Raw genomic sequence first — 16,501 nt, forward strand, 5'->3', positions numbered from 1 at the left:
GCCGGGGCCGCCGTACCCTTGCCTGGTGCGATAGGTGCACACAGCAAGTTCGTCGGCAGGTTCAACGAGGAGGCGCCGCGGTGGCTGAGCTTGGGTTTGTCCGCATGGGCTTCGGCCCGGAGGCCGTGGAGTACACGGTGGCCTGGGAAGAGCAGCGCCGGGTGCACGCGGCCCGCTTCGCGGACGAGATCGAGGACACCTGCCTGCTGCTGGAGCACCAGCCCGTCTACACGGCCGGCCGGCGCACCGCCGACAACGAGCGTCCGCTCGACGGCACGCCCGTCGTGGACGTGGACCGCGGCGGAAAGATCACCTGGCACGGCCCGGGCCAGCTGGTCGGCTACCCGATCATGAAGCTGCCCCGCCCCGTGGACGTGGTCGCCCACGTCCGCCGCCTGGAGGACGCACTGATCCGCACGGCCGCCGAGTTCGGCCTGGAGACCACCCGCGTCGAGGGGCGCAGCGGGGTCTGGGTGCTGGGAGACCCGGTGGAGGAGCGCCCGAAGATCGGCGGCCTCTCGCTGGACTTCGACCCGAGGCTGCACGACGAGGAGTTCGACCCCCGGCTGAACGGCCCCGAGTACGCCCCGTCCAACGCCGGCCAGCGCCGCGAGGACCGCAAGCTCGCCGCCATCGGCATCCGGGTCGCCAAGGGCGTCACGATGCACGGGTTCGCGATCAACGTGAACCCCGACAACACCTGGTTCGACCGGATCGTCCCCTGCGGGATCCGGGACGCCGGTGTGACCTCGCTCTCCTACGAGCTGGGCCGCGAGATCACCATCGCCGAGGTGCTTCCGGTGATCGAACGGCACCTGAAGGACGTACTGGAGCAGGCGGAGCTGCGGCCCCGGGAGATAGAGCCGGCCGCCGGCTGAGCCCGGGGGAATGGGTCGGGCAGCCCACGGGTTGGCCGACGTAAGAGCGTATGAAATTACGGGCGTACCCTGGTGGGCGCCGAAGAATCGAAGTCACAGGGAGCCGGTCGTGTCCGCAGTCGCACCCGACGGACGCAAGATGCTGCGCCTAGAGGTCCGTAACGCCCAGACGCCCATCGAGCGCAAGCCCGAGTGGATCAAGACGCGGGCCAAGATGGGTCCCGAGTACACCAAGATGCAGGCCCTGGTGAAGGGCGAAGGACTGCACACGGTGTGCCAGGAAGCCGGCTGTCCGAACATCTACGAATGCTGGGAGGACCGCGAGGCCACCTTCCTCATCGGTGGCGACCAGTGCACCCGGCGCTGCGACTTCTGCCAGATCGACACGGGCAAGCCCGAGGCGCTGGACCGCGACGAGCCCCGCCGCGTCGGCGAGTCCGTGGTCACCATGGACCTGAACTACGCCACCATCACGGGCGTCGCGCGCGACGACCTGGCGGACGGCGGAGCCTGGCTCTACGCGGAGACCGTGCGCCAGATCCACCAGCAGACGGCCGGCCGCGAGAGCGGCCACACCAAGGTCGAGCTGCTCGCCCCGGACTTCAACGCGGTCCCGGAGCTGCTGGAGGAGGTCTTCGCCTCCCGCCCCGAGGTCTTCGCCCACAACATCGAGACGGTGCCGCGCATCTTCAAGCGCATCCGCCCCGGCTTCCGCTACGAGCGGTCGATGGACGTCATCACCCGGGCCCGCGCCTACGGCCTCGTCACCAAGTCCAACCTGATCCTGGGCATGGGCGAGGAGCGCGAGGAGGTCAGCCAGGCGCTGAAGGACCTCCACGAGGCGGGCTGCGAGCTCATCACCATCACCCAGTACCTGCGGCCCTCGCCGCGCCACCACCCCGTCGAGCGCTGGGTGAAGCCGGCCGAGTTCGTGGAGCTGGCGCAGGAGGCCGAGGAGATCGGCTTCTCCGGGGTCATGTCCGGCCCGCTGGTCCGTTCCTCGTACCGCGCCGGCCGTCTCTACCAGCAGGCGATGGAGAAGCGCGCGACCGTCTGAGGCGTGTGATGCGGGAGGTATGTGAACTCGCGCACAAAGTCTTACCTGTGGGTAACACCGCATCGATGCGGCCCCTAGGCTCTCCCTCGAGGAGGGTCCTAGCGGGCCGCATCAAGGTTTCATCACTGTTTGACCGGGGGGTCACGCCCTGGTAACACCAATCGGTGACGATAGTTCTACGCACCGCACACACGCTGACGTGAGCTCCGTGAAAGGGTCGACACCATGCAGGCCGCGCCCGTACGCGCCATCGCCATCCCGTCCTTCACCGACGCCGTCCGCGGCCTGGAGTCGCTGCTCATGAGCGGCGCCCGCCGGAACGCCTGGACGGCCGTCCTCGAAGACCGCCGCAGGGCCAGGGACCGGGTCGAAACCGAGCACGTACTCGAGGCCGCGGCGACCCGGACCGAGAAGGCCACGTAAACTTCGCTGCATGGCGAGGAAGTCAAACGCAGAGACTGCTGCGAACCCCGGGCGACTGAAGCAGATCGCCCTGACGTACAAGATGACGCGCAAGGCCGACCCGAAGGTCGGTCTGATCGTCGCGGGCGTGGGAATCGTCACCTTTGGTGTCTTTCTTGCGATCGGCTTCCTGATCGACCACCCGGTCTACCTGGGCATCCTGGGCTTCCTGGTGGCGTTCCTGGCGATGGCGATCATCTTCGGGCGGCGGGCCGAGACGGCCGCCTTCGGGCAGATGGAGGGACAGCCGGGCGCGGCCGCGGCCGTACTGGACAACGTGGGCAGGGGCTGGACCACCACCCCCGCCGTCGCGATGAGCAAGCAGCAGGACATCGTCCACCGTGCCGTGGGCAAGGCCGGCGTGGTCCTGATCGCCGAGGGCAACCCGAACCGGGTGAAGCCGATGCTCGCGAACGAGAAGAAGAAGCTGGCCCGGATCATGCCCGACATCCCGGTCCACGACTTCATCGTGGGCAAGGGTGAGGGCGAGGTGCCGCTCAAGAAGGTCCGTACGACCCTGATGAAGCTGCCCCGTGTGCTCTCCGGGCCTCAGATCACCCAGGTCAACGACAAGCTGCGGGCCATGGGCGACTTGCTGAGCAACATGCCGATCCCGAAGGGCCCGATGCCCAAGGGGATGCGCATGCCGCGCGGCGGAAAGATGCGCTGATCCGCTTTTCGTATACAACACAGAGGGGCGCCCCGGGCCGACGGCCCGGGGCGCCCCTCTGTTTCGGTCTCGCTAGATCCTGACCTGCACGGCGCGGCTGAGGCGGTCGTGCAGTCCGCGGCCGTCGCGGTCCCAGACGAGGGCCGGGATCAGCAGGGCGAGCAGGGCGGTACGGACCACCGTACGGCCGAATCCGAGCGCCCCGCCGTCCTGTGAGACGACCCGGAGGCCCAGGATCCGCTTCCCGGGGGTAAAGCCGACGGTGCCGACCGTCAGGATCACCAGGGCGACGAAGACCGCCAGGGTCCAGTTGCCGGAGCCGTTCCAGTCACGGCCCGTGATCAGGCCGTACGCGATCAGCTGGCAGGCCATCCAGTCGATGGCCACGGCGCCGAGCCGGCGGCCGAAACGGGCCACCGAGCCGGGCCCGTGCTGCGGCAGGCCGAGCTGTTTGCCGGGGTACCCGAAGTCGGCACCCATCTCCTCCGCGGCCTCGCGGGGGCCGGAGAGCCAGGATCCGATTGCTTGCCTCTTGTCCACGCCAACACGGTACCTGTGCCGCCTGACGCCGTTCCGGCGGGACCCTGGTTAACTTGTGCGAAACAAATGGGTCATGCTTGAGAAACCCCGTCTGCTTATGGTCGGGTCAGCGTGCGGCACCGCACTGACGCACCACTAGCTATAAAGCCCGCCCCTGCCCCGGGGCCGGGAGTAGGAGGAGTTGGATGTTCAAGAACGCCGACGAAGTGACGCAGTACATCAAGGAGAACGACGTCAAGTTCGTTGACGTCCGCTTCTGCGACCTGCCTGGTGTGATGCAGCACTTCACCATTCCGGGGCGGGCGTTCGACCCGAACGAGGAGCTGGCCTTCGACGGCTCCTCGATCCGCGGCTTCCAGGCGATCCACGAGTCCGACATGGCGCTGCGTGCCGACATCTCCACCGCGCGTCTGGACCCGTTCCGCAAGGACAAGACGCTCAACATCAACTTCTTCATCCACGACCCGATCACGGGCGAGGCCTACAGCCGCGACCCGCGCAACGTCGCGAAGAAGGCCGAGGCGTACCTCGCCTCCACCGGCATCGCCGACACCGCGTACTTCGGCCCCGAGGCCGAGTTCTACGTGTTCGACAGCGTGCGCTTCGCGACCTCCGCGAACGAGAGCTTCTACCACATCGACTCCGAGGCCGGCGCCTGGAACACGGGCTCCGAGGAGAACAACCGTGGTTACAAGGTCCGCTACAAGGGTGGTTACTTCCCCGTAGCCCCGGTCGACCACTTCGCCGACCTGCGCGCCGAGATCTCCCTCGAGCTGGACGCCCAGGGCCTCCAGGTCGAGCGCCAGCACCACGAGGTCGGCACCGGTGGCCAGGCCGAGATCAACTACAAGTTCAACACGCTGCTCGCCGCGGCCGACGACCTGATGCTCTTCAAGTACATCGTGAAGAACGTCGCCTGGAAGAACGGCAAGACCGCGACCTTCATGCCGAAGCCGATCTTCGGTGACAACGGCTCGGGCATGCACGTGCACCAGTCGCTGTGGGCCAACGGCGACCCGCTGTTCTACGACGAGGCCGGCTACGCGGGCCTGTCGGACACCGCCCGCTACTACATCGGCGGCATCCTCAAGCACGCCCCGTCGCTGCTGGCCTTCACCAACCCGACGGTGAACTCCTACCACCGCCTGGTCCCGGGCTTCGAGGCGCCGGTCAACATGGTGTACTCGCAGCGCAACCGCTCCGCCGCGATGCGCATCCCGATCACGGGCTCGAACCCGAAGGCCAAGCGCGTCGAGTTCCGCGCCCCGGACCCGTCCTCGAACCCGTACCTGGCGTTCGCGGCCCTGCTCCTCGCGGGCCTCGACGGTGTCAAGAACAAGATCGAGCCGATGGAGCCGATCGACAAGGACCTCTACGAGCTCTCCCCCGACGAGCACGCGAGCGTCCCGCAGGTCCCGACCAGCCTCGAGGACGTCCTCAAGGCCCTGGAGGAGGACCACGAGTACCTCCTGGCCGGCGGTGTCTTCACCCCCGACCTGATCGAGACCTGGATCGACTACAAGCGCACGCACGAGATCGCCCCGATCGCCCAGCGCCCGCACCCGCACGAGTTCGAGCTCTACTTCGACCTCTAAGCCGTGCCGTGCTGATGCACTGATCACGCGCTGATCCACGAAGCCCCGCCCCCTCTCCGAGAGGGGGCGGGGCTTCTGCGTGTTCTCGTGACTGGCCGGCGCCGGGGGCTCAGCGCATCAAGGGCATGGCGCCCGTGAGGTCGCGGAGGCAGCGGATGGCCAGTTCTGCGGGGGAGCCGGGGCCCGAGGGCGGGGTGTCCGTGGTGGACCAGAGTTCCAGGGCGATGCGGATCGCGTCCGTGGCGGCCGCCGCGAGGAGGCGTACGGCGAGGGGTTCGGCGTCCGGGCCGGCGAGCCGGGCGACGACCGGGACCAGGCGCTCCTCGGAGTCCTGGTTGACCCGGTACCAGACGGCCCGCAGGGCCTCGTCCGTCGTGGCGGCGCGCAGCAGGCCGCGGGTGACCTCCAGGCCCTCGTCGAGCGCCTGGGGCTCGGTGAGGGAGCGGGTGACGGCGCGCTCCAGGGCCTCGGTGAGGGGGGTGCCGGGGTCCTCCTCGGCGAGCAGGGCGCGCCAGGCGTCGCCGCCGCCCGCGAGCAGGGGGGCGACGGCCTCCTGCTTGTTGCGGAAGTAGCGGTAGAACGTGCGCAGCGCCACGCCCGCGCGGTGGGCGATGTCCTCGGCGGTGGTGCCGTCGGGGCCGTGCTCGGCGAAGAGTTCGCAGGCGGCGCGGGCGATGTCCAGCTGGGTGGCCGCCTTGCGGCGCTCGTTCAGCGACTGGGCTCCGGTGCCGGTCTGGGGAGAGTACGGACGAGGGGATCTCACCGGGGAAGGATACCTTGGGGGAGAGCGGTAAATGCATGTTTTGACAGGGTGGCAAAACGTGTCATCGCGGGAGTACGCTCCCCCTCATGAACCGTTACGAAGGACGTCGCGTCCTCATCACCGGCGGCGGCTCCGGCATCGGCCAGGCCACCGTCCACCGCATCCTTTCCGAGGGTGGCCGCGTCCACACAGTGGACGTCAACGAGGCCGGCCTGAAGGTGACGGCCGACCGGGCCGCCGCCGACGGGCACGCCGACCGCCTCACCACCGCGGTCCTTGACATATCCGACGAGGCCGCCGTCAAGGCGGGCGTGGCCGCCGCGGTCGACACCCTCACCGGGATCGACGTACTAGTCAACGCCGCGGGCATCCTGCGCTCCGCGCACACCCACCAGACCACGCTCGAGTTCTGGAACAAGATCATCGCGGTGAACCTGACCGGTACGTTCCTGGTCATCCGCGAGTCGCTCCCGGCGCTGCTGGCGGGCGACCAGCCGGTCGTCGTCAACTTCAGCTCCACCTCGGCGTCCTTCGCGCACCCCTACATGTCCGCCTACGCGGCCAGCAAGGGCGGCATCCAGTCGATGACCCACGCGCTCGCCGCCGAGTACAGCAAGCAGGGCCTGCGCTTCGTCTCCGTCGCGCCCGGCTCCATCGAGAGCGGCATGACCACCGGCACCGGCCCCGGCCTGCCCGAGGACACCGACTGGAGCCTGTTCGCGAAGCTCGCCCCGGCCCTCGGCCAGGGCTTCGCCGGCCCTCAGACGGTCGCCGGCGTCGTCGCCATGCTGGGCTCCGAGGACGGCGCCTTCATCACCGGTACGGAGATCCGCATCGACGGCGGCACGCACTACTGACGTACCCGCCGGGGCGTCAGCCCCTGAAGCGGTCCCACAGCCGGGGGAAGCGCTCCGCGAGCACGGCTTCGTTCTCGAAGTCCAGCGCAGCGCCCTCCGGCTCCGCCGCCTGCAGCGGGATCCCGAGATCCGGCGCGACGGCCCCGGTCAGCTGCTCGTACGCCTCGTCCGCCGCGTACCCCAGCTCCTCGCCGTCCCCGTCGATCTCCTCGTCGAACTCGTCGAGGAGCTCCGCGAGCTGGTCCGGATCGTGCACCCCGCCCTCGAAGACCTCCCGGCCCTGCCCGATCAGCCAGCACCGGAAGTAGTCGAACGCGTCGTCGCTGGCCCCGTCGAGCAGCACCCACGCCGCGCCCCACAGGTCCCAGGTGTACGCCCGGTTGTAGCGGGACTCGAAGTGCCGGGCGAAGTCCAGGACGGAATCCGGGTCGAGCTGCGCCAGCCGCTCCACGAGCAGCTCGGCGTGTTCCTCGGGGTCGCCCTCGGCGGCCTCGCGGGTACGGTCGACCATCTCCCAGAACTCCGTCTCGTCCATCACCGCTCAAGCATCACGGGTACGCCCCCTCGCCGCCACCGCGCGTGCCGCGAAAGGCCGGTCCAAGCCCCCCGCACGGCCGCATCCCCGGACCGGCCGGAGCCGTGGAGCCGGACCCGGGGAACGCGGAAGGCGGTCCGCTCCCGGAGGGGCGGACCGCCTTGCGGTCGTTCAGCGTGCCGGCCGGCCGGGCCGCCAGGGCCTACAGGCCGTAGCGCTCCCGGGCCTCCTTGATGGAGGACGCCGGTACCTCGCCGCGGCGGGCGAGCTGGGCCAGCGCGGCCACCACGATGGACTGCGCGTCGACACCGAAGTGGCGGCGGGCGCCCTCGCGGGTGTCGGAGAGGCCGAAGCCGTCCGTGCCCAGCGAGGTGTAGTCCTGCTCGACCCACTGGCTGATCTGGTCCGGGACCTGACGCATCCAGTCGGAGACGGCGAGCACCGGGCTGGTGACGCCCTCCAGGGCGCGGGTGACGAACGGGGTGCGCATCTCTCCTCGCAGCAGCGCCTCGTCGCACTCCAGCGCGTCGCGGCGCAGCTCGCCCCAGGAGGTGGCGGACCAGACGTCGGCGGCCACGTTCCAGTCGGCGGCGAGCAGCTTCTGCGCGTCGAGGGCCCAGTGGATGGCCGTACCGGAGGCCATCAGCTGGATCTTCGGGGCGTCGGCGGCCGGGGCCGCCTCCGCCAGGTCCGCCGCCGTGTTGAAGCGGTAGAGACCGCGCAGGATGCCCTCTTCCACGCCCTCGGGCATGGCCGGCTGCGGCTTCGGCTCGTTGTAGACCGTCAGGTAGTAGAAGACGTCTTCCGGCTTCTCGCCGTACATCCGGCGCAGACCGTCCTTGACGATCACCGCGATCTCGTACGCGAAGGCCGGGTCGTAGTTGAGCGACGCCGGGTTCGTGGACGCGATCAGGTGCGAGTGGCCGTCCGCGTGCTGCAGGCCCTCACCGGTCAGGGTGGTGCGGCCGGCGGTGGCGCCGACGATGAAGCCCTTGCCGAGCTGGTCGGCGAGCTGCCACATCTGGTCGGCGGTGCGCTGCCAGCCGAACATCGAGTAGAAGATGTAGAACGGGATCATCGGCTCGCCGTGCGTCGCGTACGACGTGCAGGCGGCGATGAAGTCGGCCATGGCGCCGGCCTCGGTGATCCCCTCGTTGAGGATCTGGCCGTCCTTGGCTTCCTTGTAGTACATGAGCTGGTCGCGGTCGACCGGCTCGTACGTCTGGCCCAGCGGCGAGTAGATGCCGGCCGACGGGAAGAGGGACTCCATACCGAAGGTGCGGGCCTCGTCGGGGACGATCGGAACCCAGCGCTTGCCGGTCTCCTTGTCCCGCATCAGGTCCTTGACGAGCCGGACGAAGGCCATGGTGGTGGCCATCTCCTGCTTGCCGGAGCCCTTGAGCAGCGGGGCGAAGGAACGGTCCGCCGGGGCCGGCAGGGCCACGTGCTTGACCTTGCGGGCCGGGGCCGGGCCGCCGAGCGCCGCGCGGCGCTCGTTCAGGTACTGGACCTCGGGGCTGTTCGCGCCCGGGTGGCCGTACGGGACCTGGCCGTCGGCGAAGGCGCTGTCCGGGATCGGGAGGCCAAGGAGGTCACGCATGTCCTTGAACTCGTCGATCGTCAGCTTCTTCATCTGGTGGTTCGCGTTCTTCGACTCGAACCCGGCGCCCAGCGTGTAGCCCTTGACGGTCTGCGCGAGGATGACCGTCGGCGCACCCTTGTGCTCCAGCGCGGCCTTGTACGCGGCGTAGACCTTGCGGGGCTCGTGGCCGCCGCGGGAGCTGTGGAAGCACTCGGCGATCTTCGCGTCGGAGAGCACGCCGGCCAGCTGCACGAGCTCGGCGTTGGCGCCGAAGAAGTGCTGGCGGATGTAGGCCACGTCGCGGGTCGCGTACGTCTGGAACTGCGCGTCGGGTACCTCGCGCAGGCGGCGTACCAGGGCGCCCGTGGTGTCGAGCTGGAACAGCTCGTCCCAGGCGGAGCCCCACAGCGACTTGATGACGTTCCAGCCGGCGCCGCGGAACTGGGCTTCCAGCTCCTGGACCACGCGGAAGTTGGCGCGGACCGGACCGTCGAGGCGCTGCAGGTTGCAGTTGATGACGAAGGTCAGGTTGTCGAGCTGCTCGCGGGAGGCGAGGGCCAGGGCGGCGGTCGACTCGGGCTCGTCCATCTCGCCGTCGCCCAGGAAGGCCCAGACGTGCGAGTTGGCGGTGTCCTTGATGCTCCGGTTCTGCAGGTAGCGGTTGAAGCGCGCCTGGTAGATCGCGGAGAGCGGGCCGAGGCCCATGGACACCGTCGGGAACTCCCACAGCCACGGCAGGCGCCGCGGGTGCGGGTAGGACGGCAGGCCGTTGCCGCCGGCCTCCTGGCGGAAGTTGTCGAGCTGCTGCTCGGAGACGCGCCCGTCGAGGAAGGCGCGGGCGTAGATGCCGGGGGAGGCGTGGCCCTGGATGTAGAGCTGGTCGCCCGATCCGTCGGCCTCCTTCCCGCGGAAGAAGTGCTGGAAGCCGGTCTCGTACAGCCACGCGGCGGAGGCGAAGGTGGCGATGTGGCCGCCGACGCCGTACTTGGAGCCGCGGGTCACCATGGCGGCCGCGTTCCAGCGGTTCCACGCGGTGATGCGGGCTTCCATCGCCTCGTCACCGGGGAACTCCGGCTCCGCGGCGGTGGGGATGGTGTTGACGTAGTCCGTCTCGAGCAGCTTCGGCAGCGCGAGGCCGGCGGCCTCGGCGTGCTGAAGGGTGCGACGGAGCAGGTATTCGGCGCGGCGCGTACCGGCGGCCTTGGCGACTGCGTCGAGGGAGGCCGCCCATTCGGCGGTCTCCTCGGTGTCGCGGTCCGGGAGCTGGTCGAGCTCGCTCGGAAGCTTTCCTACGGGGTCGGACATCGGTGTGCGCCGCCTTCCGGACAAAGGAGAGGTGGTGAAGAAATCCCTGACGGGCAGGACAGGGTCGTTGGACCCGGGTGGGGTCCGCGGATGACTGTAAGGCGCTGATCGATGATCGATCAAATAAAAGTGACAAAGAAACGTCGATACGACAAAAGTCGGCACCGGGTGCCATGAAAACGGGCACCCGGTGCCGGGTAAATCGGGGCGAAACGGGCGATGGAGCGCGTCTCGAGGGGCGAGATCAAGCCCGGGGCGCGCACCCCAGGACGTGCCGCTTCACGAGCAGGCCGATCTCCGGGTCCTGGTTGCGGAAGGCGTCCACCAGGGCTTCGTGCTCTTCGGCGTAGGACTTCTGGACGGTTCCCAGCCACCGGATGGACAGGGCCGTGAAGACCTCGATGCCCAGGGACTCCCAGGTGTGCAGCAGCACGCTGTTCCCGGCCGCCCGCACCATCTCCCGGTGGAAGCCCACCGTGTGCCGCACCTGGGCCGTGCCGTCCGCGCTGCGGTCGGCCTCCCACAGGGCCGCCACGTGCGGCTCCAGGGCCGTGCAGTCGGCCGCCAGCCGGGGCGCGGCCAGCTCGGCCGCGATCTGCTCCAGGCCCGCCCGGACCGGATAGATCTCCTCCAGGTCCGCCGCGGACAGGTTCCGTACGCGCACGCCCTTGTTCGGCGCCGACTCGATCAGCCGCAGCGTCTCCAGCTCGCGCAGGGCCTCGCGCACGGGGGTCTGGCTGACCTCCAGCTCCACCGCGATCCGGCGCTCCACGATCCGCTCGCCGGGCTTCCAGCGTCCGCTGACGATCCCCTCCACGATGTGCTCGCGGATCTGCTCGCGCAGCGAGTGCACGACGGGTGGGGTGATCATCGGGGCTTCATCTCCTGTGGGGATCGCACGGGTCGATGCGTAGACAATACGGCGGTGTCGGCCCGGTGAGCTGCGTTCCCGGCGGTGGCCCCGGGTGAGGCTGGTTACAAGGGCCGGGGGCCGGACGCGGCGCGAATGCTCCGGATGAGGGTGCACAGGACCTCGCCGTGCCCCGGGTGGCGCTCGTTGACGGACCTGATCTCCTCAATGGCCCTTTCCCTTTCGGTGACTTCATGGGGGTGCCACGGGTCGTCGAGCAACCTCCCGTTCGCGAGCGCGAGCGCGAGGCGCCCGTGGGCCTGGCCCGTGAACGCCTCGCGGTGGACCGTGAACTCCAGGAAGCCGATGGCGAGGAGGATCACGGGAGCCGGCTCCTCCGGCGTGGCCAGGAGCCGCTGGCACCGGCTGCGCAGCGCGCCGCGGTCCATGACGTACTGGTACGCCGCATCGATCCCGTCGGCGCGCGCCAGGACGGCCAGCGCGAAGTGCTCGGCCTGCCGGCGGCCCTTGAGGTCGGACTCGAGGAGGTCGACGGCCCGGTCGCTCAGCAGGAACTCGGCATGCGCCGCAAGGTAGTTGTGGGACTCCTCCCAGGTCGGGAGCGCCTTCCAGGTCTCCACGCATTCGCGCGTGAGGTACGGGAAGAAGGCGGTGTCGGGATCCCTGGAGGCCGACTCCCGGGCGACGCGGAGGAGGGCTGCGGCGGGCCTGTGGAGGCGTGCCGTGGCGGACCTGTCGACCAGGGCGATCTCCTCGAGGGCCGTGGTGACCTCGGCGGAGCACAGCAACTCGGCGTGCTCCTCCCAGAAGGTGCGCGCTTCGGCCCAGGTGGGGCATGCGACCCAGCCGGCCGCGAGGTCCACCGCGGCGTCCGGGATCCCGAGCCAGTCGGGCGGATCGGTACCGGCGACCGCGCGCCACACGGCGTCGACCTGCACGGCACTGGCCTCGTCGGTCCGGCGCTGGGCGCGCAGCAGTCGCCGGGCCTGGACCGCCGTATCGGCCACCTCCGGGCGTCCGGGCGGATCGGCGAGGGCGACGAGGACGCGTATGCCGAGGTCGCGGTCCAGGAAGGCGAGGAGCAGCTCCGCGCGCCGCAGGGCGAGCCGGCGGACCACGTCCGGGTGCTCGGCGAGCGCCCGCTCCAGCTCGGTGTGGACGGTGACGGCCTGCCGGGCGGAGACCAGGCCGGAGAGCAGTTCCAGGGCGTCCGAGAGGTTGCCGAAGTGGGTGGTGGGGTTGTCCTGTGCCAAGGCCCGGTAGATGCCGACGGCTTCGCAGACGCTGGCGAGCGCACGGGCCCGGTCCCCGACCCCGTTCTGCAGGACCGACAGGTCGAGGAGGGTCCGGGCGAGGTCCGGAAGGTAGGCGGCGGGGTTCTCCCGCGCGACGAGCCGGTAGAGGGTGCTGGCCTCGGTCATGGCCTTGAGCGCACCGTGCCGGTCCCCGTGCCGCGCGTGGACGTCGGTGAGGGCGTTGAGGCACAGGGCCAGGTCCGGGCGGCGGGCGGCCGGGTTCCGGGCGGCGAGCGTCCGGAACAGGCCTATGGCCTTGGTGACGCTGGTGAGTGCGGCCTCCGCGTTTCCGGACTCCGCCTGGAGGTGGCCCAGCAGCATGAGCGACTGGGCGTGGTAGGGCACGTAGGTGTCCGGATCCCGCTTGGCGAGGATCCGGAAGAGCGCGGCGCCCTCCCTGGCGAGCGGGACCGCCTGGTCCGGCCGGTCCGCGGACTGCGCGAAGGCGACCTCGGACAGCGATTCCGCCAGATCCGAGAGGAACAGGTCCGGATCCAGGTCGAAGAGCTCGCGGACCAGCTCGATCCCCTTGACCCCCGCCATGACCACGTGCTCGGCCAGTGTCCTGCGCAGGTACGGATTCGCGCTCCCGATCCTCGCGGCGTCGGCGGTCTGCGCGCGCAGGAGGTCGACCAGGGCGCGGGCGACGCGGTACGGGGGATCCTCCGGCAGGTAGGACTCGGACACGCGGCGCAGGTGGTTGACGAGTTCGTGGTGGTAGAGCCGGTAGACGGCCTGGGCCCCGTCCCCGTCCTCCACGACGTAGCGCCCGTAGGCGTTCAGCAGCCAGTCCACGTCCGCGGGGTCGTACCGGACCCCCTCCACGCTCAGCGAGGTGGCGGCGGCCTCCCAGACCCCCTGGGCCGGCATGCCGTTCCCCGAGCTCCAGGCCAGGGCCGTCAGGAGGTCCTCGGCCGCGTACGGAAGGGGCGTCCCGTCGCGCTCCCGCTTCGGACCGCTGCGCACGTCATCGGCGAAGGCCGCGCCGATGGACTCGGGAATGACCTGGTTCCAGTCCTCCCTGAGCGACCCGCCCACACGTCTGATCACGGATCTGACCGCCATGCTGGCGAACAGGAAACCGCCGCCGCCGCCGGCGCAGGCCCGTACGGCGATGACCTGCGCGGCCGTCGAGGCGTCCTCCTCGGGCAGGCCCGCGGCGATCAGCCTCTGCCGGCTGTACCGCGTGATGTCGTCGGCGGTGTCGGCCTCCTCGTCCAGGACGGACGCGTGGGCCCGGGTGTTCAGCAGTCGGCTGACCGTCCGGTCGAGTGCCTCCCCGGGCTCGGCCCGGTGGCTGAACGGCCGGTCCCGAGAGCCGAGCACGACGCACGCCAGGCGGCTCAGCGGGGCGAGCAGCTCCTTCACGATGCGGGGGATCTGGTCGGGCGCGGCCTCGTCCAGTCCGTCCAGGAGCAGAACCAGCGGGTGGTCCGGGCCGGGCCACCCGCTCTCCACATCGGCGATCAGCGCGGCGGGGGTCAGGGGAGGAGGAAGTTTCAGCGCGCGGGCGATCGCCCGGGCGAGCTGCTGGACGGTGAGGCCGCGCAGATGGAACGAGGCGTCCACCGAGTCCGGTCCCGGGTCCGGATCGCCGCGTACGAGTGCGCGGTGGGCCAGGATGTCGGCGCGGTGCTTCGGTTCCGACAGGGTCCAGATCCGGCCCAGCACGGCGGACTTTCCGCTGCCCGCGCTCCCCGTCACCAGGAACAGCCCGGGCTTGCGGCGCTCCAGCCACTGCGTGATCTCCCCGAGCAGCCGGTGGCGGCCGCTGAAGAACCATCCCTCGTCGACCCGGTCGGCCCCCCGCGCCGCCCTCACCAGGTGTTCGACCAGCTGGGGTTCCGCGTGCGCGGCGGTCGGCCGGCGGGGATTGGCGAACATGGCCTGGGGGAAGCCGGCGGTGTTCACCCGCGCGACCTGGCCCGTGTCCTGCGGCCACTGCTCCTTGATGCCCTCCAGGAGGTTCTGCCCGGTGATGTGGCGGTTGCGGGCGCTGAACGCGTGCTGGTACTTCCCCGCCCGCGGTCCCTTGCCGAGCAACCGGGTGGCGGTGTCCAGCAGGATTCCGGAGTCCTCGGCGGTCTTCTCCGGGTGACAGCACGCGATCGCCCCGATCCACGCGGACCGGCCGGGAGGAAGGCTGTCCTCGTTCAGCTTGTACAGCCACCGGTTCATGACATCGGGAACGCCCGCCCCCGCGTAGCAGGTGTCGATGAGCATGAGGACCTGGTCGGCTCCGGTACGCAGCACCGTGCTGGTCAGGAAGCCCGGCGAGTACGTCTCCTCCAGGTCCGCCACGTCCTGGGTGTCGTACACGATCAGCCGCAGTTCCCGGCTCTGGAGCACGGCGTGCCCGGACCACAGGACCACCGCCGGACCGTGGTTGCCCGTGGCGGCCCACTGCAGGCTCCAGCTCGCCAGGGCCTGCCGGAGCTCGTCGCGGGTCGGGCTCCTCAGCACCTTCTTCCTGTACCCGAACGGCTCCAGCAGTTCGCACAGGTTCTCCATCTGGGCGGTTGCCCCCTCCAGGGTCGGGAACCGGTCGCTTTGGTAGTTCTCGACCACGACGCCGAGCACCGTCCCCCGGATCCGCCGGCCGCGCCGTTCACCCACCGTTCCCACACACCAGCGTCAGCGCCGTCACCGGCGCCTCCGGATGCCCGGCCGTCCACACCGCCAGCCGGTAGCCGCCCGGATCCGGGGCGGGGAAGGCGGCGGTGTACCGGCCGTCGCCGAGGTTGCGCAGGGAGCGCGAAGACGCGGGCCCGCCCTCGTCCGGGCAGAGGTCCGCGGTGATCAGCTGCTCGTCGTGGCGGGGGGTCTCCGGGGGGACCGCGACCGTCACCTCGTACGGCTCGCCCGGCTCCAGCAGCGGGGGCGCCAGCACCCCGAGCGGTACGGGGCCGTCCCCGCCGGGGCCCCGGTGGAACACCGGCTCCTGGCCCAGCAGGCGCCACAGGACCTCGCGTACGCCCGTGTTGTTCTGCAGGGAGCCGTGCTGTTCGCAGGAGGTGTGGGACTCGCCCACGCCGTAGCCGCTGCGCGAGGCGTTCGCGGGCCGGGCCGAGAGGCGGGGGACCGTACCGTCGCCGCCCTCGTCCTCGTCGCGGATGTCCCACAGCGGGACCAGCCTGCCACCCGTGTACTCGGCGGTGGTGGCGGTCCGCTGGAGGACGCCGGCCACGGCGTCCAGCGTGGTGGGGACGGGGCGATCGGCGGCCCGGCGCAGACCCTCGTGGAAGGCGCCTGCGTCCGCGAGCAGCGCCGGGTCCACCCCCGGGAGCCCCGGCAGGTCACGGACGTACGCGAGTGTCCCGCCGGGCCCCTTCACGCAGGCGTAGTCGGGCACCAGCTGGTGCAGCGACGGCAGGCTGCGGGCGAAGGCGCTGAGGTCCAGGCCGAACGGGCCCCATCCCTTGCGCAGGCCGTTCGCCAGGTGGGCGAGGGCCGCCACGGAGCCCCGGTGCGGGGTTCCCAGGGTGATCACGCGGCGGGTGATCTCGTGGCCGCCGAGGCATTCGGTGTAGTACCGGGCCACGAGGCCGCCCATGGAGTGGCAGACGAAGACCACCCGGGCGTCCTGGCGGTCGGGGGCGGAGGCCCGCCACCGGGTCAGTTCCCGCTCGGTACGGTCCTTCAGCAGCCCGGCGTTGTAGCGGCACGACAGGCGCCAGTCGTACGGGAAGGCCACGAGGTTGCCGGGTGTCCCAGGGGTGGGAGGGGACAGGGTGAAGGCCCGCTCCAGCCAGTCCAGCAGCGCGGTGTAGCCGTCCACCGGGTGCCAGATCCCCGGGATGGCGTGCAGGCTGGGCAGCACGCCCGTGGCGGCGACCCCGTCCCCGGGATGGCCGTCCCCGAGATCCTTCGGGAGGCTGAGCCGCTTCAGGGAACCGCCGAGGGTGCGGACGGCCGCCCACAGGGCGCCGCCCGACACGTCCCACACCGGTCGTCCATCGGCATCCGCGAGCCGGCTGCCCATGATCCCCGGCAACACCACCACGAGATCCTTCACGGGTGCGCGTGCCATGTCTTCAGGCTAGGACGACGACGGCGCCCCCGCCCGGGGAAGATCCCGGACGGGGGCGCCG

General features: G+C 70.5%; 13 protein-coding genes. 6 read left to right on the plus strand and 7 right to left on the minus strand.

What is annotated here, in order from left to right; all coding sequences use genetic code 11:
- Positions 1-80 precede the first annotated feature (80 nt).
- From lipB to NLX94_RS16045, 4 genes are all read left to right on the plus strand, one after another.
- On the plus strand, positions 81-878 hold the full coding sequence (gene lipB / locus NLX94_RS16030; RefSeq protein ID WP_250743565.1) for a lipoyl(octanoyl) transferase LipB: 798 nt from the start codon (positions 81-83) through the stop codon (positions 876-878).
- A gap of 109 nt (positions 879-987) precedes the next feature.
- The gene (lipA, locus tag NLX94_RS16035; RefSeq protein WP_254383412.1) at positions 988-1,935 is read left to right on the plus strand and encodes a lipoyl synthase; all 948 of its coding nucleotides are present in this window, start codon (positions 988-990) and stop codon (positions 1,933-1,935) included.
- A gap of 225 nt (positions 1,936-2,160) precedes the next feature.
- A complete protein-coding gene (locus NLX94_RS16040; protein ID WP_254383413.1) occupies positions 2,161-2,358 on the plus strand; it encodes a hypothetical protein in 198 nt (65 codons plus the stop codon).
- A gap of 10 nt (positions 2,359-2,368) precedes the next feature.
- Complete coding sequence (locus tag NLX94_RS16045) at positions 2,369-3,067, plus strand: DUF4191 domain-containing protein (protein WP_250743562.1); 699 nt, start codon at positions 2,369-2,371, stop codon at positions 3,065-3,067.
- Between the two features lie 72 nt (positions 3,068-3,139).
- On the opposite strand, the gene NLX94_RS16050 is transcribed toward NLX94_RS16045, so the two are convergent.
- Positions 3,140-3,607: an RDD family protein gene (locus tag NLX94_RS16050; RefSeq protein WP_254383414.1), complete on the minus strand. Its 468-nt coding sequence runs from the start codon at positions 3,605-3,607 to the stop codon at positions 3,140-3,142.
- Between the two features lie 185 nt (positions 3,608-3,792).
- Here NLX94_RS16050 and glnA point away from each other — a divergent pair, with 185 nt between their 5' ends.
- Positions 3,793-5,202, plus strand: a complete 1,410-nt coding sequence (gene glnA / locus NLX94_RS16055; RefSeq protein ID WP_254383415.1) for a type I glutamate--ammonia ligase — start codon at positions 3,793-3,795, stop codon at positions 5,200-5,202.
- A gap of 109 nt (positions 5,203-5,311) precedes the next feature.
- Here glnA and NLX94_RS16060 read toward each other — a convergent pair whose 3' ends face one another.
- Positions 5,312-5,965 (minus strand): TetR/AcrR family transcriptional regulator, encoded by a 654-nt coding sequence (locus NLX94_RS16060; protein ID WP_254383416.1) that lies wholly within the window; start codon positions 5,963-5,965, stop codon positions 5,312-5,314.
- 86 nt (positions 5,966-6,051) lie between these two features.
- On the opposite strand from NLX94_RS16060, the gene NLX94_RS16065 reads away from it, so the two are divergent.
- On the plus strand, positions 6,052-6,822 hold the full coding sequence (locus tag NLX94_RS16065; protein ID WP_254383417.1) for an SDR family NAD(P)-dependent oxidoreductase: 771 nt from the start codon (positions 6,052-6,054) through the stop codon (positions 6,820-6,822).
- Positions 6,823-6,838: 16 nt separating this feature from the next.
- Here NLX94_RS16065 and NLX94_RS16070 read toward each other — a convergent pair whose 3' ends face one another.
- The 5 genes from NLX94_RS16070 to NLX94_RS16090 form a co-directional block, all read right to left on the minus strand.
- A complete protein-coding gene (locus NLX94_RS16070; protein ID WP_254383940.1) occupies positions 6,839-7,357 on the minus strand; it encodes a DUF4240 domain-containing protein in 519 nt (172 codons plus the stop codon).
- A 202-nt stretch (positions 7,358-7,559) separates the two neighbouring features.
- Positions 7,560-10,244: a pyruvate dehydrogenase (acetyl-transferring), homodimeric type gene (gene aceE / locus NLX94_RS16075; protein ID WP_254383418.1), complete on the minus strand. Its 2,685-nt coding sequence runs from the start codon at positions 10,242-10,244 to the stop codon at positions 7,560-7,562.
- A 244-nt stretch (positions 10,245-10,488) separates the two neighbouring features.
- The gene (locus NLX94_RS16080; protein WP_254383942.1) at positions 10,489-11,112 is read right to left on the minus strand and encodes a GntR family transcriptional regulator; all 624 of its coding nucleotides are present in this window, start codon (positions 11,110-11,112) and stop codon (positions 10,489-10,491) included.
- Between the two features lie 107 nt (positions 11,113-11,219).
- A complete protein-coding gene (locus NLX94_RS16085; protein ID WP_254383419.1) occupies positions 11,220-15,026 on the minus strand; it encodes a caspase family protein in 3,807 nt (1,268 codons plus the stop codon).
- Positions 15,019-16,440 (minus strand): triacylglycerol lipase, encoded by a 1,422-nt coding sequence (locus NLX94_RS16090; protein ID WP_254383421.1) that lies wholly within the window; start codon positions 16,438-16,440, stop codon positions 15,019-15,021. Before NLX94_RS16090 ends, NLX94_RS16085 begins: the two co-directional genes overlap by 8 nt.
- Between the last annotated feature and the right edge of the window lie 61 nt (positions 16,441-16,501).

Origin of the sequence: Streptomyces sp. TBY4, assembly GCF_024213195.1 — a bacterium.
GTDB lineage: Bacteria > Actinomycetota > Actinomycetes > Streptomycetales > Streptomycetaceae > Streptomyces.